This window comes from Streptomyces durhamensis, from assembly GCF_000725475.1.
GTDB classification, from domain to species: Bacteria; Actinomycetota; Actinomycetes; order Streptomycetales; family Streptomycetaceae; genus Streptomyces; species Streptomyces filipinensis.
This window is the reverse complement of sequence record NZ_JNXR01000007.1, coordinates 445,337-465,366: the sequence shown is the minus strand read 5'-3', so window position 1 is coordinate 465,366 and position 20,030 is coordinate 445,337. Positions and strand designations below refer to the sequence as shown.

The following is a 20,030-nucleotide window of genomic DNA, read 5'->3' as shown; positions in this document are numbered from 1 at the left end:
TCGTCAGGTGTCTTCAGCTGTCTTCAACGGTACGGAGACGAAGCGGACGAAGCGTCACTCTACGGAGCTATGCCGACCCTGGGAATCGTCGGGGTACGCCCCTGAGAGAGCTCCTCCTGGACGGTGAGGGTCCCGGCGCCGGCGTGCTCGCGCGTCTCCCGTCGGCGCAGCCGGGCGCGGCCGGCGGGCACGACGAGCAGATGGGCCAGGATCACGCCGGCGGTGTTGAGGAGCATCGAGTCGACGTCCACCACCCGGCCGGGCACGCCGGTCTGCAGCAGGGCGATGCCGAGGGAGAGCAGGGTGGCCGCGGCGGCCGTGCGGAGCAGGGAGGCGAGCGGCGAGACGGCGAGCCTGCCGTGCGCCATCGGCAGCAGCACCCCCAGCGGGGCGAGCAGTGCCAGGCCCTCGCCGATGGGTCTCGCAGCCTGCGGCCAGCCCAGGGCCAGGTCGGCCCGGATGCCGGCGAGCGGGTGCAGGTTGGGGGGTGTCACCCAGGGCACGTCCAGGGGTCGCAGCATCAGCCAGGCCACGAGGGTGAGGTGGGCGACGAGGAGGACACCCCCTGTCACCCGGATACGGATCGCGGCGCTGCCGCCGATGGAGCCTTGACGCTGCACGCCCCCCTAGACGCAGCGCCGGGTACGAACGGTTCCACCCCGCAACTTTCCGCTCACGGAACCGGGGGAGGCGCGACCGCCCGCGGTTGCGCGCGAGATCCCTCAGTGGCCGGCGATGCCACTGGACGGGGGCTGGGTGCTGCCCGGCCGGTCGCGGACGTCGTCCGTGCATTCGTAGCGGCGCAGCGTTCCGGCGCGCGGGCCGCCCAGGACGACCGAGCCGTCGCCCTCCGTCGCCGCCGAGTCGGACAGCGTGCACACCAGCTGGGCCAGGGCGTAGGACGTCAGGCGCGCGGGTGACGTGCTCAGGTGGAGCGTGTCCTCGGGCTCCTTCGGGCCGGGCCCGCGCACGCTGAGGCCGCCCGGCACGTACGTCGCATAGCCCGCGGAGCGCTCCGCGGCCGACGGCGACGCGGCGAGCTGGTCCAGCAGGCCCTGTGCCACGATCACCCGGCGCTGCGCGTCCGGGGTGCCCTCGGGGACGCGTACCGTCCGGTCGACGGCCACCAGGGACGCCCCGCAGAGCAGGAAGACCTGCACGGGCACGCCCTGCGCGGACTGCTTGGACAGGTCCGGTCCGGCCAGCGTGCACGGCACCCGGGAGGGCGCCGCGCCGAAGTCGGTCGGCACCTGGGTGGCCCGGATGCCGCAGCCGGTGAGCAACAGGCCCAGGAGGGGCACCGCCAGCAGGCGGCGTCTGACGGTCCGCGCGGTCATGCCCCCTCCTTTCCTGAACTGTCGTTCGTGTTCTGCTCGTCGTCCGGTGTGCTCTCGCCCGTCTCCTCCGTCAGCCGGGAGGCGTCGCGTGGCAGCGTGAGCGTGAACACCGCGCCACCCTCGGGTGAGTTGGCGGCGGTGATCTCGCCGCCGTGGATGTGGGCGTTCTCCATGGCGATGGAGAGTCCCAGGCCGCTGCCCTCGGAGCGGGGCCGGGAGGCGCTCGCCTTGTAGAAGCGGTCGAAGACGTGCGGCAGGACGTCCTCGGGGATGCCGGGACCGTGGTCGCGGACCTGGATCAGCACCGAGTCGTCCGACTCCCGTACCGACACCCGCACCGGCGATCCGCCGTGTTTGAGCGCGTTGCCGATCAGGTTGGCGAGGATGACGTCCAGCCGGCGCGGATCGAGCCGGGCGTGCAGACCGCGCTCGGCGTCCAGCTCGACCGCGTCCAGCCAGGCCCGGGCGTCGATGCAGGCGGTGATCTGGTCGGCGAGCTCGACGTCGTCCAGGACCAGCCGGGCGGTGCCCGCGTCGAAGCGGGTGACCTCCATCAGGTTCTCGACCAGGTCGTTCAGCCGCCGGGTCTCGCTGACCACCAGCCGGACCGCCGGCTCGATCATCGGGTCGATGCTCCCGGACTCGAACTCCAGCTCCTCCTCCAGCACCTCCGTCACGGCGGTGATGGCGGTCAGCGGCGTCCGCAGCTCGTGCGACATGTCGGCGACGAAGCGCCGGGAGGCCTCGTCCCGCGCGGCCATCTCCGCGACCCGCTGTTCCAGCGCCTCGGCCGCGTTGTTGAACGTCCGGGACAGGTCCGCCAGTTCATCGGTGCCGGACACCCGGAGCCGGGTGTCCAGCCTGCCCTCGCCGAGCCGCCGGGCGGCCACGCCGAGCCGGTGCACCGGCTTCAGCACGGTCGTGGCGGCGGCCTGCGCGAGCAGCGCGGCACCGATCAGCGCGAGCCCGGTGGCGATGCCCAGCGACCAGGCCAGCGAGTTGAGGTCCTTGGCCTCCGGCTCCAGGGTCTTCGCCATGTAGCCGGTGGGACCGCCGCCGATCACCCGGGTGCCGGCCACCAGATACGGCGTGCCGTGGTCCACCACGCGCTGCCAGTACAGGTGGTACGGCTCGTTGTTGGTGTCGGTCACCTTCTGCTGCTTGTTCACGGCCGCGCGCAGCGAGACCGGCACGTCCTCCAGCGAGAAGCCGTTGATGCCGCCGGAGTTGCCGTACACCGTCTTGCCGTCGGCGTCCTGGGCGACCAGGAGCACGCTGAAGTGCTGGCTGCTCGCCGCCATCTGGCCGGCCGCGCGCTGCAGCTGGTCCTGTGTGGGGTGCTCCGGCAGCGCGCCCGCGCGGTTCTGCATCTCCTGCCGGAAGTCGCGCAGCACCGCGTCCTGGGCACGGGTGAGCACCGCTTCCCGGTTCAGCCAGTAGGCGATGCCGGACGCCGACACCGCGGCGGTGAGCGCGACCAGCGCGAAGACCACCACCAGGCGCAGCCTGAGGCTGGTGAACCTGAGCCGCGACAGACTTCCCCCGCGCCCCGCGGCCCAGCCGCGCAGCCCTCCTTGCGTATCGGTCACTGAGGCGCGTCCAGGCGGTAGCCGACACCACGGACGGTACGGATCAGCGTCGGGGACGAGGGCACGTCCTCCACCTTGGCGCGCAGCCGCTGCACACACGCGTCCACCAGGCGGGAGTCGCCCAGATAGTCGTGCTCCCACACCAGCCGCAGCAGCTGCTGCCGGGACAGCGCCTGACCGGGCCGCCGGCTCAGTTCGAGCAGCAGCCGCAGTTCGGTCGGGGTCAGCTGAAGGTCCTCGCCGTTCTTCGTCACGGTCATCGCCGAGCGGTCGATGACGAGGCCGCCGAAGGTCGCCGAATCGCTGGACTCGCGTTCCCCGCGCCGCAGCACGGCCCGGATCCGGGCGTCCAGCACCCGGCCCTGGACCGGCTTGACGACATAGTCGTCGGCGCCGGACTCCAGCCCGACCACGACGTCGATGTCGTCGCTGCGCGCGGTCAGCAGGATGATCGGCAGCTGGTCGGTGCGCCGGATGCGGCGGCACACCTCGAAGCCGTCGATGCCGGGCAGCATCACGTCCAGCACGATCAGGTCGGGCCGCTGCTCGCGCAGCAGCTTCAGTCCGTCCTCACCGCTGGCAGCGGTCGCCACCCGGTGTCCCTGGCGCGTCAGAGAGAGCTCCAGGGCCGTACGGATGGCGTCGTCGTCCTCGATCAGCAACAGGGAAGGCACGGGCTCATTCTGGCCCATGGACGGGGTGTCGTACGACCTGTGCGCACCGGCCTCTCCCTACGGCCATCGGCTGTGCACATGCTGTGACGACCCTGGGCCGAAGCCCTGTGACAGGTCTGTGACAGTCGGCGGACACGTCCATGAAGTGCCCCCGGCAGTCTTTTGGTCACGGGCAGGACGGCAGGCCGCACCGGCCCGGGCACGACCGAACCACCGCAAGTCCACGACGGGGAGCGCGAGATGAACACGCTGCACAGCATCAGCACCAGCGCCGTAGTCACGCGCCTGCACGACGTGCACCGGGGTTCCGAGAAGTCCGGTGCCGTGAGCGGGCGGGGGTGCGCTCGCGGCACCGGGCGTCAGCACACCGCGTATGCGCAGCAGGGGCTTCAGCCCTACATGACGGTGGTTGACGCGCACACGGGGGAAACGCACGGGGGAAGCGCGTACAGGGAGGACTCGGGGGAGCAGCGCCGCTCGCTGAGCGAGGCGGAGTTCACCGCCTACGTCCAGGAGCGCCGCGCCTCCCTGTACGCCACCGCCTACCACCTGACCGGCGACCGCTTCGAGGCCGAGGACCTGCTGCAGAGCGCGCTGTTCTCGACGTACAAGGCGTGGGACCGGATCAGTGACAAGGCGGCGGTCGGCGGCTACCTCCGCCGCACCATGACCAACCTGCACATCAGCGCCTGGCGGCGCCGCAAGCTCAACGAGTACCCGACCGAGGAACTGCCGGAGACGCCCTCCGACACGGACGCGATGCGCGGCACCGAGCTGCGCGCGGTCCTGTGGCAGGCGCTGGCCCGGCTGCCCGAACTCCAGCGCACCATGCTGGTCCTGCGCTACTACGAGGGCCGTACGGACCCGGAGATCGCGGAGATCCTCGACATCAGTGTCGGCACGGTGAAGTCCAGCATCTGGCGGTCGCTCCGCCGGCTGCGCGAGGACGAGGTCCTCAGCTTCGGCCGTGACGAGGAGGACGCCTTCGGCGAGCTCGTCGCCTGAAGGTCAGGGGTCACTGGGGGGTGACCCGAGGGGGGACACGGGGGAATCACGGGGGATCACCGGGGGTGGGTTCGCGGGGGACGCGGAAAAAACGGGGGAGCAAGAGGAACGGGACTGGTGGGCCGGGGGGTCCAACCAGTCCCGTTCTGCTGCCGTACGCCGCTCACGCCACCGTCTGGCGCACCTGCCGGCCCGCGGCCGCCGCGGTGAGCCGGCCGAGGGCCTCGTCCCGGTCGCAGGGGTGCGCGCCCAGGGACACCTGGCGGGCGATGATCGTCCGCTCCGCGCGCATTAGCCGCCAGCCGCGGCGCAGCAGGAACGGCACCGACTTGCGCCCTTCCTGCAGGTCGCGCAGGAAGCGGCGGCGGAAGGTGGTGACGGGACCCCGGGACAGGCACAGCGCGTCCGCCAGCAGACCGCGTTCCCGGCAGCGCTCGACGATCTCCGCGGCGAAGATGCCCTCGGCGATGAACAGCGGGGTGCGGCCGATGTGCAGCGTCTCCTCGCCCGTACGGGCGCTGCGCGCGATGTCGTACACCGGCACCGGCGTGGACCCGGTGGCGCACAGCCGGGCTATGGCCTCGACGGCGACGTCCGCGTCCCATGATCCGGGGTGGTCCCAGTCGATGTCCGAGCTCCCCGCCACCAGCGGCAGAGTCGGATCGTCGCCTTCCTTGTAGAAGTCGTCGAGGCGCAGCACAGGGAGCCCGGAGCGGGCGGCGACGAGGGACTTGCCCGAGCCGGAGGGGCCGCACAGCAGCACGACACGGGCGGGGGACGGGAGATGAAGGCTCACGGAACACCAGTTTGACGCATGGGGAGCCGCCTGCCGACCCCGCGGGTCGGCTTTTGAGCGTGACTCCCACCTCAACTACTCTTCGTGTCGACTCCGCTACTCACCGCAGCAGAAGGCGGCCCCTGGATGGCACGACACGTGTTCCCCCCGAACCACACCGCGAAGCGCGCCCTGATCGTCCTCGCGACCGCCTCGGCCGCACTGGGCGTGGGCGCGGCGACGGCGTCCGCGGACACCGCCCGCCTCGCGGATGTCCCCTGGCGGCCCCCCACCTCCTTCGGGGCGACGGCCCCGCAGGCCGCCCTGCAGGGCGCGACCAGTGGGCTGCAGTACGCCACCGTCCCCGTCCAGGCCCTCCGGTACACCCCGGTGGGTGTCACCAGCCGCAGGGACGACGGCGGCGACGTCTCGGACTTCACCGGCCCGCTCGTCGAGACCGGGACGGTCGGCGCCGTTCCGACGCTGGAGCGGACCGTGGGGGGCCTGCTGGGCGGCGGCGCGGCCTGAACCGGACGGGCGGGCGCGCGAGAGAGCCGCGTCTTCCCCGGACGGGGGGAAGACGCGGCTCTCGGCCGTGGGGGCCCGTCGGCGCGACGGGCGGTCCGCCCGGTACGCGCCCTTGCTCAGTACGACGAGCCGGAGGCGCCCAGCGAACCCGTCGGGTGCCAGACCGTCTTGGTCTCCAGGAACGCCGTCATCCGGTCGGTGCCCGGCGTCTCGAAGTAATCCACAGGCTGTGGACGCAGCACGCGCTTGAGGTTGTCGGCCGCCGCGATCTCCAGCTCCTTCGCCAGCTCCTCGTCGGCGCCCGCCAGGTCGATCGCGTTGACGTCCTGGTGCGCGGCGAGCGGGGCCGCGATCTCCGCCGTACGGCCCGACAGGATGTTCACCACACCGCCCGGCACGTCGGAGGTGGCCAGCACCTCGCCGAGCGAGAGGGCCGGCAGCGGGGACTTCTCGCTCGCGACCACGACCGCCGTGTTGCCGGTGGCGATCACGGGAGCCACGACCGACACCAGGCCGAGGAAGGACGACTGCTGCGGGGCCAGGACGGCGACCACACCGGTCGGCTCCGGAGAGGAGAGGTTGAAGAAGGGGCCGGCGACCGGGTTGGCGCCGCCGATCACCTGGGCGATCTTGTCGGTCCAGCCGGCGTACCAGACCCAGCGGTCGATCGTCGCGTCCACGACCGCGGCGGCCTTCGACTTGGACAGGCCCTCCGCGTCGGCCACCTCGCGCACGAACTGTTCGCGGCGGCCCTCCAGCATCTCCGCGACCCGGTACAGGATCTGACCGCGGTTGTAGGCGGTCGCGCCGGACCAGCCGCCGAACGCCTTGCGCGCGGCCACGACCGCGTCACGGGCGTCCTTGCGGGAGGACTGCGGTGCGTTGGCCAGCCAGTTGCCCTTCGAGTCCGACACCTCGTACACCCGGCCGCTCTCGGAACGCGGGAACTTCCCGCCGACGTACAGCTTGTAGGTCTTGAAGACAGACAGTCGGTCAGACATCGAGGTACGCCTCCAGGCCGTGGCGGCCGCCCTCGCGGCCGAAGCCCGACTCCTTGTAGCCACCGAACGGCGAGGTCGGGTCGAACTTGTTGAACGTGTTGGACCAGATCACGCCCGCGCGGAGCTTGCTCGCCACCGCCAGGATCCGCGAGCCCTTCTCGGTCCAGATGCCCGCCGACAGCCCGTACTGCGTGTTGTTCGCCTTGGCGACCGCCTCGTCCGGCGTACGGAAGGTCAGGACCGACAGCACCGGGCCGAAGATCTCGTCACGGGCGATGGTGTGCGCCTGGGTCACGTTCGTGAAGAGCGTCGGGGCGAACCAGTAGCCCGAGGTCGGCAGTTCGCAGGCCGGGGACCAGCGCTCGGCGCCCTCCGCCTCGCCCCGCTCGGTCAGCGCGGTGATCCGGGCCAGCTGCTCGGCGGAGTTGATCGCGCCGATGTCGGTGTTCTTGTCCAGCGGGTCGCCGAGGCGCAGCGTGGACAGGCGGCGCTTGAGGGAGTCCAGCAGCTCGTCCTGGACCGACTCCTGCACCAGCAGGCGGCTGCCCGCGCAGCAGACCTGGCCCTGGTTGAAGAAGATGCCGGTCACGATGCCCTCGACGGCCTGGTCGATGGGGGCGTCGTCGAAGACGATGTTGGCGCCCTTGCCGCCCAGTTCCAGGGTGAGCTTCTTGCGGGTGCCCGCGACGGTCCGCGCGATCTCCTTGCCGACGGCCGTGGAGCCGGTGAAGGCGACCTTGTTCACGTCGGGGTGCGCGACGAGCGCGGCACCCGCGTCGCCGTAGCCCGGAAGGATGTTGACGACACCCCTGGGCAGGCCGGCCTGGCGGCAGATGTCCGCGAAGAAGAGGGCGGACAGGGGAGTGGTCTCGGCCGGCTTCAGGACGACCGTGTTGCCGGTCGCGAGGGCCGGGGCGATCTTCCACGCCAGCATCAGCAGGGGGAAGTTCCACGGGATGACCTGGCCGGCCACGCCCAGCGGCCTGGGGTTCGCGCCGAAACCGGCGTGGTCGAGCTTGTCGGCCCAGCCCGCGTAGTAGAAGAAGTGCGCGGCCACGAGGGGCAGGTCGGCGTCCCTCGTCTCCTTGATCGGCTTGCCGTTGTCCAGCGTCTCCAGGACGGCCAGCTCACGGCTGCGCTCCTGGATGATCCGGGCGATGCGGAACAGGTACTTCGCGCGCTCGGAGCCCGGCAGCGCGGACCACTTCTCGAACGCCTTGCGGGCGGCCTTCACCGCGCGCTCGACGTCCGCCTCACCGGCCTGGGCGACCTCGGAGAGGACCTCCTCGGTCGACGGGGAGACGGTCTTGAAGACCTTGCCGTCGGCCGCCTCGGCGAACTCGCCGTCGATGAACAGGCCGTAGGAGGGGGCGATGTCGACGACCGAGCGGGACTCGGGCGCCGGTGCGTATTCGAATACGGAAGCCATGGTGATCAGTCCACCGTCACGTAGTCGGGGCCGGAGTAGCGGCCGGTGGCCAGCTTCTGACGCTGCATCAGCAGATCGTTCAGCAGCGAGGAGGCGCCGAAGCGGAACCAGTGGTTGTCCAGCCAGTCCTCGCCCGCGGTCTCGTTGACCAGGACCAGGAACTTGATCGCGTCCTTGGTGGTGCGGATGCCGCCCGCGGGCTTCACGCCGACCTGGATGCCGGTCTGGGCGCGGAAGTCGCGCACCGCCTCCAGCATGAGGAGGGTGTTCGCGGGGGTCGCGTTCACCGCCACCTTGCCGGTCGAGGTCTTGATGAAGTCCGCCCCGGCGAGCATGCCGAGCCAGGACGCGCGGCGGATGTTGTCGTACGTCGACAGCTCACCGGTCTCGAAGATGACCTTCAGACGGGCGCTGTCACCGCAGGCCTCCCGCACGGCGACGATCTCGTCGTACACCTTGAGGTACCTGCCGGCGAGGAACGCGCCCCGGTCGATGACCATGTCGATCTCGTCGGCGCCCGCGGCGACGGCGTCACGGACGTCCGCCAGCTTCACTTCGAGGGCGGCGCGGCCGGCCGGGAAGGCGGTGGCGACCGAGGCGACCTTCACGCCGGAGCCGGCGACGGCCTCCTTGGCGACGGCCACCATGTCGGGGTAGACGCAGACGGCCGCCGTGGTCGGGGTCGTCCGGTCCGTCGGGTCGGGGTGGACCGCCTTGGCGCCGAGCGCCCGGACCTTGCCCGGGGTGTCCGCGCCTTCCAGCGTCGTCAGGTCGACCATCGAGATGGCGAGGTCGATGGCGTACGCCTTCGCGGTGGTCTTGATGGAACGGGTGCCGAGAGAGGCGGCGCGCGCCTCCAGGCCGACCGCGTCGACGCCGGGCAGCCCGTGCAGGAAGCGGCGCAGCGTGCTGTCGGACGCGGTGACATCCGAGAGAGCGTGAGCTGTGGGTGCGGTAGTGGGCATGGTCACCCGACGAGCATATCTACGCGCGTAGCGAATGTATAGCCCCGGGGCCTTTCCGGTGCTCATATCTCACTCCAAGATCACGGATGAGCGCCGGTGCCGGGCCGCGTGGAGGCACCGGCGGCGCCGTCATGCAGAATCGGGACCATGACGACCCCGGACCACCAGTCACCCGCGCCACAGCCTCCGGTGCCCACCGCCCAGGACCGGATCTACCGTTCGCCCATGGCGCTCGGGGGCGGCGTGCTGCTGCTCCTCGTCGTCGGCTGGCTCGGCTTCGACGCGCTGTTCCAGGGCCACGGCCGCGCCCCGTGGCTGGCGCTGGCCGGGATGATCCTGGCGGTGCCGCTGGTGATCGCCTTCACGCTGCGCCCGGCGGTCTTCGCGGGCGAGGACCGGCTGCGGATCCGTAACCCGTTCCGGGTGGTCAGCCTGCCCTGGGGCGAGATCGCCTCGCTCCGCTCCGGCTACTCCAACGAGGTCGTCGCCAAGTCCGGCGCCAAGTACCAGCTGTGGTCCGTTCCCGTCTCGCTGCGGGCCCGCAAGAAGGCGGAGGCGCGCAAGGCGCGGGCGGCCTCGGACGCCGCGCACGGCGGGGGTCCGGCGCGGCGCGGGTTCGGCGGCCTGGGCGCCTTCGGTGTCGGCGCGGGGGCCGGCGACCAGAGCGGACCGACCCGCGCGGAGACCGACCAGGTCATGGACGAACTGCGGGAGCTGCTGGACCGGCGCGGCGAGGAGGAGTCCGCGCAGGGAGAGGTCACCGTGCGGTGGGCGTACGAGGTGATCGCACCGGCGCTCGCGGGCGCGGTCCTGTTCGCGATCCTGCTGGCCACGGGCTGAACGACGTCGCCGCGGCGGGTGGGGATGCCTCGGGGGACGACCCGGGGGACGCCCTGAAGGACGCACCAAGGACGCACCGGGGGGCGCCCCGAAGGACGCCCCGAGGGAGAAGGGGCCCCGGGTGGGGCGCCCCTTCCATGGGCGGGACTAGATGCCGGCCGCGGCCGAGAGGTCCTGCTTGATGGCCGTCAGGAGGTCCGTCGCGCGGGCGTGGGCCGTCGGCAGGGCCGCGTGGTCCGGGACCGGTACGACGACCTCCAGGTAGCACTTCAGCTTCGGCTCGGTGCCGCTCGGGCGGACGATCACGCGGGCGCCCTCCAGGGTGTAGCGCAGGCCGTCCGTGGGCGGCAGGCTCTCCGTGCCCCGGGTGAGGTCCTCGGCCCGCGTGATGGCCAGGCCCGCCAGCTCGGTCGGCGGCTGCTCGCGCAGGCGGCGCATGGCGTCCGCGATGAGGGAGAGGTCCTGGACGCGCACCGAGAGCTGGTCGGTGGCGTGCAGGCCGTGTTCGACCGCGAGGTCGTCGAGCAGGTCGAGCAGCGTACGGCCCTCCTCCTTCAGCTCCGAGGCCAGCTCGGTGATCAGGAGGGCGGCGGTGATGCCGTCCTTGTCGCGCACGCCCTCGGGGTCCACGCAGTAGCCGAGGGCCTCCTCGTAGCCGTAGCGCAGGCCGTCCACGCGGGCGATCCACTTGAAGCCGGTCAGGGTCTCCTCGTACGGCAGCCCCGCCTTCTCGGCGATCCGGCCGAGGAGGGAGGAGGAGACGATCGACTCGGCGAAGGTGCCCCGCGCCCCGCGCCGGACCAGGTGGGCGGCGAGCAGCGCGCCGACCTCGTCACCGCGCAGCATCCGCCAGCCGTCGCCGCCCTTGACGGCCACCGCGCAGCGGTCGGCGTCGGGGTCGTTGGCGATGACCAGGTCGGGGTCCGTGGCACGGGCCTGGGCGAACGCCAGGTCCATCGCGCCCGGCTCCTCCGGGTTGGGGAACGCCACCGTCGGGAAGTCGGGGTCCGGTTCGGCCTGCTCGGCGACCAGCACCGGCTCGGGGAAGCCGGCGCGGGCGAAGGCGGCGAGCAGGACGTCCTTGCCGACGCCGTGCATCGCCGTGTAGACGGTGCGGGCGGTGCGGGGGGAGCCGGCCGCCAGGACCGCGTCCGTACGGGCCAGGTAGGCCTCCAGGACCGACTCGTCCAGGGTCTGCCAGCCGGAGTCCGGGCGGGGTACGTCGTCCAGGGAGACGATCGCGTCGATCTCGGCGGCGATCTCCGCGTCGGCGGGCGGCACGATCTGGGAGCCGTCGCCGAGGTAGACCTTGTACCCGTTGTCGCGGGGCGGGTTGTGGCTGGCGGTGACCTCCACGCCGGCCACCGCGCCGAGGTGCCTTATGGCGAAGGCCAGGACCGGGGTGGGCAGCGGGCGCGGGAGGACGGCCGCGCGCAGGCCGGCGCCGGTCATCACGGCGGCGGTGTCCCGGGCGAAGTCGGCGGACTTGTGGCGGGCGTCGTAGCCGATGACGACGACGCCGTCGGTCTGGCCCTTGTTCTTCAGGTACGCGGCGAGGCCCGCTGCGGCGCGGATGACGACCGAGCGGTTCATGCGCATGGGGCCGGCGCCCAGCTCGCCCCGCAGGCCGGCGGTGCCGAACTGCAGCGTGCCGCTGAAACGGGCGGACAGCTCCGCTGTGTCACCGGCCTCGATCAGCTTGGCCAGTTCGTCGCGAGTCTCCTGGTCGGGATCCTCGGCGAGCCAAGCCTCGGCCCGGGCGATGAGATCGTCGTGCACCTTGGGATCAACCTCTCCGTGTTTGCCTGGTCCACCGGGGGCCGTGCCCCCTGCCCCCGTTTCCCACCCGCCCACCGGAAACGGTCGGCCCAGAGGCGAGCGGATGGGCTCGGCGGCGCTTACAGCTTGCCCAGCACCTGGCCCAGCAGCTCGCCCATCCGCGCGGCCGAGTCGCGGCCCGCCTGGAGGACCTCCTCGTGGTTGAGGGGCTCGCCGGTCATGCCGGCCGCCAGGTTGGTGACCAGGGAGATGCCCAGCACCTCGGCGCCCGCCTCGCGCGCGGCGATGGCCTCCAGGACCGTGGACATGCCGACCAGGTCCGCGCCGATGACACGGGCCATGCGGATCTCAGCCGGGGTCTCGTAGTGCGGGCCGGGGAACTGTGCGTAGACGCCCTCCTCCAGGGAGGGGTCGATCTCCTTGCACAGGGCGCGCAGGCGCGGGGAGTACAGGTCGGTCAGGTCGACGAAGTTGGCGCCGACGATCGGCGAGGTCGCCGTCAGGTTGATGTGGTCGCTGATCAGCACCGGCTGGCCGGGGCGCATGCCCTCGCGCAGACCGCCGCAGCCGTTGGTCAGGACGATCGTCTTGCAGCCGGCGGCCACGGCCGTACGGACGCCGTGGGCGACGGCGGCGACGCCACGGCCCTCGTAGTAGTGCGTGCGGCCCAGGAAGACCAGAGCGCGCTTGTCACCGAAGGAGTACGAGCGGATCTTGCCGCCGTGCCCCTCGACGGCCGGCGGCGGGAAGCCGGGCAGCTCGGTGACCTGGAACTCGGCGTCGGGTGCGCCCAGGGCGTCGACGGCCGGAGCCCAGCCGGAGCCCATCACGAGGGCGACGTCGTGGGTCTCGGCGCCGGTCAGTTCGCGCAGGCGGGCGGCGGCGGCGTCGGCGGCGGCGTACGGGTCGCCCTGGATGTCGTCCGGAAGGAGAGATGCGTTCACGTGGACGAGGGTAGCCGCTCTTCGCCTACGCGCGTAGATGACAGACGTCACGGGATCGGGATCGTTGTCTTGTCGTTTTCCACAAGGGATGCCGCGAGCGGTCCGGCCGTCACTCGTCGGTGATGAGGACGTCCTTGTCGTTGAAGACCTCGACGATGAAGATCAGCAGCCGGCCCCGGCTGACCGTGTACTCCACCAGGATGTTCTGGGTGAGACGGATGGTGCGGTCGTCGCCCGTGGAGCCTATGGGCCGCGACACCGGCAGGAAGGGGTCGCGGGCCAGCAGGGCGATGCCCTTGTCGAAGGCGCTGCGCTGCCGGTCGTCGAGCCGGTCGCGGGCCTCTGCGGCCTGCACCGTGTAGTAGACGTCGTACGTGGTGGGGCCCATGCGATCTCCCGTGGGTGCGCCGGTGTTCCGAGTCTAGGATCCGCTGCCCGTCAGCACGGCCTCTTCCGCAGCTCCATCACGTAATCGTGGGGCGCCCCCGCCGACTCCGCCGCGTCCGCGATCTCGCCCAGGTAGCGCGCCGAGGGCAGGCCGCCCTCGTAGCCGTTCAGGACGTACGTCCAGGCCGCCTCCTCGCCGTCCAGCGTGTGCACCCGCACCCGTACCCGGCGGTAGACGTCGAGGCCCACGCCCTCCCACCGGTCGAGGGACTCCTCGTCCATCGGTGCGATGTCGTACAGGCCGACGAAGACCTGCGCCAGCGGGTCCTCGACGATCGTCGCCAGCGCGCCCTCCCAGCCCAGCTGCTCGCCGCCGAACGTCAGCCGCCAGCCGTTCAGCCAGCCCGTGGCGCGCAGCGGGGAGTGCGGGGCACGGAAGGACATCAGGCCCGCGTCGAGGTTGCCGGCGTAGGCGGCATAGAGCGACATGGGGAGAGGGTACGGCAGGGGAAACGCGGGTCACTCCTGTCCCAGCCGAAGCTTCCGCGTGCCCCGGGGCAGTAGCACCTTGAAGGGTGCGGGACAATGGAGTACGTGACTCGGATCGTGATCATCGGTGGCGGACCCGGCGGATACGAGGCGGCCCTGGTGGCCGCCCAGCTCGGTGCGGAGGTGACCGTCGTGGACTGCGACGGTCTGGGCGGAGCGTCGGTGCTGACCGACTGCGTGCCGTCGAAGACGCTCATCGCCACGGCCGAGGTGATGACCACCTTCGACTCGTCGTACGAAGAGCTGGGCATCATCGTCGCCGACGACACGCCGCCGCTGGAGCAGGCCGCCCGGGTGGTCGGGGTGGACCTGGGGAAGGTCAACCGCCGTGTGAAGCGGCTGGCCCTCGCCCAGTCCCACGACATCACCGCCTCCGTCACCCGGGCCGGCGCCCGGGTCATGCGCGGCCGGGGCCGGCTGGAGGGCATGCAGGCCCTCGACGGGTCCCGCAAGGTCGTCGTCACCGCCGCCGACGGCACCGAGGAGACGCTCACCGCCGACGCCGTCCTCGTCGCCACCGGCGGTCACCCCCGCGAGCTGCCCGACGCCCAGCCCGACGGCGAGCGCATCCTGAACTGGACCCAGGTCTACGACCTCACCGAGCTCCCGGACGAGCTGATCGTGGTCGGGTCGGGTGTCACCGGTGCCGAGTTCGCCGGTGCCTACCAGGCTCTCGGTTCCAAGGTCACCCTCGTGTCGTCCCGGGACCGCGTGCTGCCCGGCGAGGACCCGGACGCCGCCGCCGTCCTGGAGGACGTCTTCCGCCGCCGTGGCATGAACGTCATGGCCCGCTCCCGCGCCCAGTCCGCCAAGCGCGTCGGCGACCGGGTCGAGGTGACGCTGGCCGACGGCCGGGTCATCAGCGGCTCGCACTGCCTCATGGCCGTCGGCGCCATCCCGAACAGCGCGGGGCTCGGCCTGGAGGAGGCCGGCGTCAAGCTGCGCGACTCGGGGCACATCTGGACCGACAAGGTGTCGCGTACGACCGCTCCGGGCGTCTACGCGGCCGGTGACGTGACCGGGATCTTCGCCCTCGCGTCCGTCGCCGCCATGCAGGGACGTATCGCCATGTACCACTTCCTCGGCGACGCGGTGACCCCGCTCAACCTGAAGACCGTCTCCTCCAACGTCTTCACCGACCCCGAGATCGCGACGGTCGGCTACACGCAGGCGGACGTGGACGCGGGCAAGATCGACGCCCGCGTCGTCAAGCTGCCCCTGCTGCGCAACCCGCGCGCCAAGATGCAGGGCATCCGGGACGGCTTCGTGAAGATCTTCTGCCGCCCGGGTACGGGCATCGTCGTCGGCGGTGTGGTCGTCGCGCCCCGCGCCTCGGAACTCATCCACCCCATCTCGATCGCCGTCGACAACAATCTGACAGTCGAACAGATCGCGAACGCGTTCACGGTGTACCCCTCCCTTTCGGGGTCGATCGCCGAGGTGGCCCGGCAGCTGCACACCCGCAAGGCCGGCGCGGAGGCCTGACGGCCGAAATCAACTTCCCGCTGGTCACGGGGAGTTGCCGCGAGTGCGTACGGCATAGTCGGGGCGGTCGGGTCCTATACCACTTCCGCCCCTGCCGTACGAACAACTTCTGTTATTCGGCGCAAACTGCTGAAACCAGACGGTCGCTGGGGTTACTGTCAGTTTCGTGTTCGCTGCTGAACGTCGCCAACTGATCCTCGAAATGGTGCGAGCGAACGGTGCCGTGTCGCTCCGTGAGCTCGCCCGCGTCGTCCAGACCTCCGAAGTGACCGTACGGCGGGACGTGCGGGCACTGGAGGCAGAAGGACTCCTCGACCGTCGCCACGGCGGTGCGGTACTGCCGGGCGGGTTCACGCGCGAGTCGGGCTTCCCGCAGAAGTCCCACCTCGCGACCGCCGAGAAGACGGCCATCGCCGACCTAGCCGCCGGCCTCGTCGAAGAAGGCGAGGCCATCGTGGTCGGGGCGGGTACCACCACGCAGGAGCTGGCCCGCCGGCTCGCGCGGGTGCCCGGCCTGACGGTCGTCACCAACTCCCTCCTGGTCGCCCAGGCGTTGGCCCATGCCAACCGGGTGGAGGTCGTGATGACCGGCGGCACCCTGCGCGGCTCCAACTACGCCCTCGTCGGCTCCGGCGCGGAGCAGTCCCTGCAGGGGCTGCGCGTGTCCAAGGCCTTCCTCTCCGGAAGCGGGCTCACCGCCGAGCGGGGCCTGTCCACGTCCAACATGCTCTCGGCGTCCGTCGACCGGGCGCTGGTGCAGGCCGCCGCGGAGGTCGTGGTCCTCGCCGACCACACCAAGCTCGGTACGGACACGATGTTCCAGACCGTGCCGACCGACGTCATCACCCGTCTGGTCACCGACGAGCCCCCCGCGCACGACGACCGCGCCGCCACCGAGTTGCAGGCCCTCGCCGACCAGGGGGTGCAGATCGCCGTGTCCGGCGCGAACGGAGCCCCTCCGGGGGGTGAGCAGGCCCCGGCGCGGCGTGCCCCGCTGCCGGGGCCGCGCAGGGGCATGGCGCTCCGCTCGGGGGCGGGGTACGGGGAGCCGGCGGGAGCCGAGCGGGGGCGCGTCGCTGACCTGCGGCGGCGGTGAGGACGCGCTGAGAGTGCACTGAGGGCGCGGTGACGGTATGTCGCACCCTGGAAGAGCTGGAAAAGAGTGACGCCCGGTGGGCCGAACGGGTCGGTCCACCGGGCGTCACTGTGTGGTCTGACGTCAGTCCTTGATCTCGCAGATCGCGGCGCCGGACGTGATGGACGCGCCGACCTCGGCGCTCAGGCCCTTGATCGTGCCCGCCTTGTGGGCGTTCAGGGGCTGTTCCATCTTCATGGCCTCCAGGACGACGACCAGGTCGCCCTCCTTGACCTCCTGGCCCTCCTCGACCGCGACCTTCACGATCGTGCCCTGCATGGGGGAGGCGAGCGTGTCACCGGAGGCGACGGGGCCGGACTTCTTGGCCGCGCGGCGCTTCGGCTTGGCCCCGGCCGCGAGGCCCGTGCGGGCCAGGGACATGCCGAGGGACGAGGGCAGTGAGACCTCAAGGCGCTTGCCGCCGACCTCGACGACGACCGTCTCGCGGCCCGTCTCCTCCTCCGCCTCGACATCGGCGGGGGCGGTGAAGGGCTTGATCTCGTTGACGAACTCGGTCTCGATCCAGCGGGTGTGGACCGTGAACGGGTCCTCGGAGCCGGTCAGCTCGGGGGCGAACGCCGGGTCCGTGACGACCGCGCGGTGGAAGGGGATCGCCGTCGCCATGCCCTCGACCTGGAACTCCTCCAGGGCGCGGGAGGCCCGCTCCAGGGCCTCCCGGCGGGTGCGGCCGGTCACGATCAGCTTGGCGAGCAGCGAGTCCCAGGCCGGGCCGATGACCGAGCCGGACTCCACGCCCGCGTCCAGCCGGACACCGGGGCCCGACGGCGCGTCGAAACGGGTGACCGTGCCGGGCGCCGGGAGGAAGTTGCGGCCCGGGTCCTCGCCGTTGATCCGGAACTCGAACGAGTGTCCGCGCAGCGCCGGGTCGTCGTAACCCAGCTCCTCGCCGTCGGCGATGCGGAACATCTCGCGGACCAGGTCGATGCCGGCGACCTCCTCGGTCACCGGGTGCTCCACCTGGAGGCGGGTGTTCACCTCCAGGAAGGAGATCGTGCCGTCCTGGCCGACCAGGAACTCACAGGTGCCCGCGCCCTCGTAGCCGGCCTCCCGCAGGATCGCCTTCGAGGCGCGGTACAGCTCGGCGACCTGCTCGTCGGACAGGAACGGCGCGGGGGCCTCCTCGACCAGCTTCTGGTGGCGGCGCTGCAGGGAGCAGTCACGGGTGGAGACGACGACCACGTTGCCGTGCTTGTCGGCCAGGCACTGGGTCTCGACGTGCCGCGGACGGTCCAGGTAGCGCTCGACGAAGCACTCGCCGCGGCCGAAGGCGGCGACCGCCTCGCGGACCGCTGAGTCGTACAGCTCCGGGACCTCTTCGAGGGTCCGGGCGACCTTCAGGCCGCGGCCACCGCCACCGAAGGCGGCCTTGATGGCGATCGGCAGGCCGTGCTCCTCGGCGAAGGCCACGACCTCCTCGGCGCCGCTCACCGGATCGGGGGTACCGGCCACCAGCGGGGCGCCGGCCCGCTGGGCGATGTGCCGGGCGGCGACCTTGTCACCCAGATCGCGGATGGCGTGCGGCGGCGGGCCGATCCAGATCAGGCCCGCGTCCAGGACCGCCTGCGCGAAGTCGGCGTTCTCCGAGAGAAAGCCGTAGCCCGGGTGGACGGCGTCCGCGCCGGACTCGCGCGCCGCGTTCAAGATCTTGTCGATGACCAGATAACTGGTGGCCGGGGTGTCACCGCCCAGGGCGAACGCCTCATCCGCGGCGCGGACATGCAGAGCGTCCCGGTCCGGGTCGGCGTAGACGGCCACGCTCGCGATCCCGGCGTCCCGACAGGCCCGGGCCACGCGGACAGCGATTTCGCCACGGTTGGCGATGAGCACCTTGCGCACGATTGAGGCTCCCTCCTTGAAACAAGCCGAGTTTAGGGACTGCCGACACGGCACTTCGACCCGTCCCCAATGGTGAGCTTGCCCACACGGAGCGTGATTCGAGGCTCGCTCGACCCGCGAAAGCCCTTGTCGCGCCTCGGTGTGCAGGACTCCTGCGGGAAACCCTAGCCCCGTCGTGTGGTCAAGGTCTCTGTAAGAGCGTGCTGCGGCCCACTCAGTTTCTTTGTCGAGTCCCTACGAATGGCCCAATGATTCTTTGCTGGCGCGCGAACCCTTGTCCCAGGGTTTACCCGTTAGTAGCGTTCGCATGGCTCGAACGTACCTGGGGTAACAAGCAGCTGGCTCGAGAGTGGGTGGGGACCGGTGGTGCGCAGGCCGGTGGCATGGGTCGTGGCGGTCGTCCTTCTGGCGGAGGGCGTCATCATCGCCGCGCTGAACTGGTTCCTCGGGGTGGTGGTCGACCGTCAGGACATGTCCCTGGCCGGCCTCGACCCGTCCGTGATGGCCACGTCCTCGAAGATCGGCGGTGTCGTCTTCGGGCTCTATTTCGCGCTGTGCGCGCTGGTGGCCGTCCTGGTCGCGATACGCGACCGCGCCCCCGCGGGCTTCGGCCGCGTCCTGCTGATCAGCGTGGCGGTCGTCCACGGCCTGCTGGGCGCGTTCGCCTGGGGTCTGGTCGGCTGGACGGCGTTCCTGTCCATGGTGGTCGTGGGCGGCCTGGTCGTCCTGCTCCTGATGACGCACGACCGTGACGGCGGCCCGCAGCGCGGCCCCGCCGGCGGTGGGGCGGGGCAGGACGGTGATCCGAAGGGCGAGAGCGAGCCGGCCGCGGTGCCCGGCCCGGCGCCCGTCCCGGGCCCGCGTACGGACGAGCCGGGTGGCCGGGACGACGGGCACGACGAGCCGCGCGACTCGGTGCCCGCCCAGATCACCGGTCCGGCGACCACAACTCCGTGATGCCGACGCCCAGTTCGGCCAGCAGCCTGCGCACCAGGGGCAGGCTGATGCCGATCACGTTGCCGTGGTCGCCCTCGATGCCCTCGATGAACGGCGCCGAACGGCCGTCCAGGGTGAAGGCCCCGGCGACGTAGAGGGGCTCGCCGGAGGCCACGTACGCGGCGATCTCCTCGTCGCTGGGCTCACCGAAGCGGACGACGGTCGAGGCGGTCCCGGACACGTACCGCTTGGCCGCCGTGTCCCAGATGCAGTGACCCGTCTGGAGGGTCCCGGCCCGCCCGCGCATGGCCTTCCAGCGGGCGGTGGCCTCCTCGGCGTCGGCGGGCTTGCCGAGGGCCTGCCCGTCCAGCTCCAGTACCGAGTCGCAGCCGATCACCAGGGCGCCCTGCACCTCAGGCTTCGCCGCCACGACCGAGGCCTTCGCCTCCGCCAGGGCGAGCGCCAGCTCCGCCGGGGTGGGCGCGGTGACGGCGTCCTCGTCGACCCCGCTGACGATCACCTCCGGGGCGAGGCCGGCCTGCCTCAGCAGACCCAGGCGGGCGGGGGACTGGGAGGCGAGGATCAAGCGGCGGTGTGGCTTGGCAGTCATGCCGTCAGGTTAGCCGCGTGGCCGCGCTACCTCAGGCCGAGGACGAGCATGGCCAGGACCATGGCCAGCGCCATGACGAAGCCGAGCCGCCGGAGCATGTCCTGCGCGTCGCGCAGGTCCTTCGGCGGCTCGTCTTCGGGGTCTGACCAGAGCATTCCACCAGCGTGGGGCCTCGGCCGGGCGGGGTGCCTGAGTACCGGTACTC

The 20,030-nt window shown here is 71.6% G+C and carries 21 protein-coding genes; 6 read left to right on the top strand and 15 right to left on the bottom strand.

Features of this window, described 5'->3' with window-relative positions:
- Positions 1–59 precede the first annotated feature (59 nt).
- The 4 genes from IO33_RS0113135 to afsQ1 form a co-directional block, all read right to left on the bottom strand.
- A complete protein-coding gene (locus IO33_RS0113135) occupies positions 60–620 on the bottom strand; it encodes a VanZ family protein (RefSeq protein ID WP_031164026.1) in 561 nt (186 codons plus the stop codon).
- A 102-nt stretch (positions 621–722) separates the two neighbouring features.
- Complete coding sequence (locus tag IO33_RS0113130; RefSeq protein ID WP_031164024.1) at positions 723–1,337, bottom strand: hypothetical protein; 615 nt, start codon at positions 1,335–1,337, stop codon at positions 723–725.
- A complete protein-coding gene (locus IO33_RS0113125; RefSeq protein WP_031164022.1) occupies positions 1,334–2,926 on the bottom strand; it encodes a sensor histidine kinase in 1,593 nt (530 codons plus the stop codon). Before IO33_RS0113125 ends, IO33_RS0113130 begins: the two co-directional genes overlap by 4 nt.
- The gene (gene afsQ1, locus IO33_RS0113120) at positions 2,923–3,600 is read right to left on the bottom strand and encodes a two-component system response regulator AfsQ1 (protein WP_107069296.1); all 678 of its coding nucleotides are present in this window, start codon (positions 3,598–3,600) and stop codon (positions 2,923–2,925) included. The genes IO33_RS0113125 and afsQ1 overlap by 4 nt, the downstream gene beginning before the upstream one ends.
- A gap of 240 nt (positions 3,601–3,840) precedes the next feature.
- On the opposite strand from afsQ1, the gene IO33_RS0113115 reads away from it, so the two are divergent.
- Positions 3,841–4,605: a SigE family RNA polymerase sigma factor gene (locus IO33_RS0113115; protein ID WP_031164017.1), complete on the top strand. Its 765-nt coding sequence runs from the start codon at positions 3,841–3,843 to the stop codon at positions 4,603–4,605.
- Between the two features lie 163 nt (positions 4,606–4,768).
- Here IO33_RS0113115 and IO33_RS0113110 read toward each other — a convergent pair whose 3' ends face one another.
- The gene (locus IO33_RS0113110) at positions 4,769–5,368 is read right to left on the bottom strand and encodes a uridine kinase family protein (protein WP_031164015.1); all 600 of its coding nucleotides are present in this window, start codon (positions 5,366–5,368) and stop codon (positions 4,769–4,771) included.
- Between the two features lie 159 nt (positions 5,369–5,527).
- Between IO33_RS0113110 and IO33_RS0113105 the strand changes: the two genes are divergently transcribed.
- On the top strand, positions 5,528–5,908 hold the full coding sequence (locus IO33_RS0113105) for a hypothetical protein (protein WP_031164012.1): 381 nt from the start codon (positions 5,528–5,530) through the stop codon (positions 5,906–5,908).
- A gap of 116 nt (positions 5,909–6,024) precedes the next feature.
- Here the strand turns inward: IO33_RS0113105 and IO33_RS0113100 are convergent, their stop codons facing one another.
- From IO33_RS0113100 to deoC, 3 genes are read right to left on the bottom strand one after another with little or no spacing between them, the layout of a single operon-like run.
- Entirely contained in the window at positions 6,025–6,909 is an 885-nt protein-coding gene (locus tag IO33_RS0113100) for an aldehyde dehydrogenase family protein (RefSeq protein ID WP_031164010.1), read from the bottom strand.
- Positions 6,902–8,338 carry an aldehyde dehydrogenase family protein gene (locus IO33_RS0113095; RefSeq protein ID WP_031164009.1) on the bottom strand — a complete coding sequence of 479 codons (1,437 nt, stop codon included), beginning with the start codon at positions 8,336–8,338 and terminating at the stop codon, positions 6,902–6,904. The genes IO33_RS0113100 and IO33_RS0113095 overlap by 8 nt, the downstream gene beginning before the upstream one ends.
- Positions 8,339–8,343: 5 nt before the next feature.
- Entirely contained in the window at positions 8,344–9,303 is a 960-nt protein-coding gene (gene deoC, locus IO33_RS0113090; protein ID WP_031164008.1) for a deoxyribose-phosphate aldolase, read from the bottom strand.
- 147 nt (positions 9,304–9,450) lie between these two features.
- Here deoC and IO33_RS0113085 point away from each other — a divergent pair, with 147 nt between their 5' ends.
- A complete protein-coding gene (locus IO33_RS0113085) occupies positions 9,451–10,143 on the top strand; it encodes a PH domain-containing protein (RefSeq protein WP_031164007.1) in 693 nt (230 codons plus the stop codon).
- A 147-nt stretch (positions 10,144–10,290) separates the two neighbouring features.
- Here IO33_RS0113085 and IO33_RS0113080 read toward each other — a convergent pair whose 3' ends face one another.
- The 4 genes from IO33_RS0113080 to IO33_RS0113065 form a co-directional block, all read right to left on the bottom strand.
- A complete protein-coding gene (locus tag IO33_RS0113080) occupies positions 10,291–11,922 on the bottom strand; it encodes a phospho-sugar mutase (protein ID WP_031164006.1) in 1,632 nt (543 codons plus the stop codon).
- A 119-nt stretch (positions 11,923–12,041) separates the two neighbouring features.
- Complete coding sequence (locus IO33_RS0113075; RefSeq protein WP_031164004.1) at positions 12,042–12,866, bottom strand: purine-nucleoside phosphorylase; 825 nt, start codon at positions 12,864–12,866, stop codon at positions 12,042–12,044.
- 109 nt (positions 12,867–12,975) lie between these two features.
- On the bottom strand, positions 12,976–13,254 hold the full coding sequence (locus IO33_RS0113070; RefSeq protein WP_031164001.1) for a type II toxin-antitoxin system RelE family toxin: 279 nt from the start codon (positions 13,252–13,254) through the stop codon (positions 12,976–12,978).
- Between the two features lie 50 nt (positions 13,255–13,304).
- Positions 13,305–13,742 (bottom strand): gamma-glutamylcyclotransferase, encoded by a 438-nt coding sequence (locus IO33_RS0113065; protein WP_031163999.1) that lies wholly within the window; start codon positions 13,740–13,742, stop codon positions 13,305–13,307.
- A gap of 96 nt (positions 13,743–13,838) precedes the next feature.
- Here IO33_RS0113065 and IO33_RS0113060 point away from each other — a divergent pair, with 96 nt between their 5' ends.
- Complete coding sequence (locus IO33_RS0113060) at positions 13,839–15,287, top strand: NAD(P)H-quinone dehydrogenase (RefSeq protein WP_031163997.1); 1,449 nt, start codon at positions 13,839–13,841, stop codon at positions 15,285–15,287.
- Positions 15,288–15,453: 166 nt separating this feature from the next.
- A complete protein-coding gene (locus IO33_RS0113055) occupies positions 15,454–16,383 on the top strand; it encodes a DeoR/GlpR family DNA-binding transcription regulator (RefSeq protein WP_078963558.1) in 930 nt (309 codons plus the stop codon).
- Positions 16,384–16,506: 123 nt separating this feature from the next.
- Here the strand turns inward: IO33_RS0113055 and IO33_RS0113050 are convergent, their stop codons facing one another.
- Positions 16,507–18,279, bottom strand: a complete 1,773-nt coding sequence (locus tag IO33_RS0113050) for an acetyl/propionyl/methylcrotonyl-CoA carboxylase subunit alpha (RefSeq protein ID WP_031163992.1) — start codon at positions 18,277–18,279, stop codon at positions 16,507–16,509.
- Positions 18,280–18,657: 378 nt separating this feature from the next.
- On the opposite strand from IO33_RS0113050, the gene IO33_RS0113045 reads away from it, so the two are divergent.
- A complete protein-coding gene (locus IO33_RS0113045) occupies positions 18,658–19,236 on the top strand; it encodes a hypothetical protein (RefSeq protein ID WP_390985084.1) in 579 nt (192 codons plus the stop codon).
- Here the strand turns inward: IO33_RS0113045 and IO33_RS0113040 are convergent.
- Together IO33_RS0113040 and mmpB are read right to left on the bottom strand one after the other, a co-directional pair.
- Positions 19,208–19,825, bottom strand: a complete 618-nt coding sequence (locus tag IO33_RS0113040; protein WP_031163987.1) for a Maf family protein — start codon at positions 19,823–19,825, stop codon at positions 19,208–19,210. The genes IO33_RS0113045 and IO33_RS0113040 overlap by 29 nt on opposite strands.
- A 26-nt stretch (positions 19,826–19,851) precedes the next feature.
- Complete coding sequence (mmpB, locus tag IO33_RS53525; protein WP_280921788.1) at positions 19,852–19,980, bottom strand: morphogenic membrane protein MmpB; 129 nt, start codon at positions 19,978–19,980, stop codon at positions 19,852–19,854.
- Between the last annotated feature and the right edge of the window lie 50 nt (positions 19,981–20,030).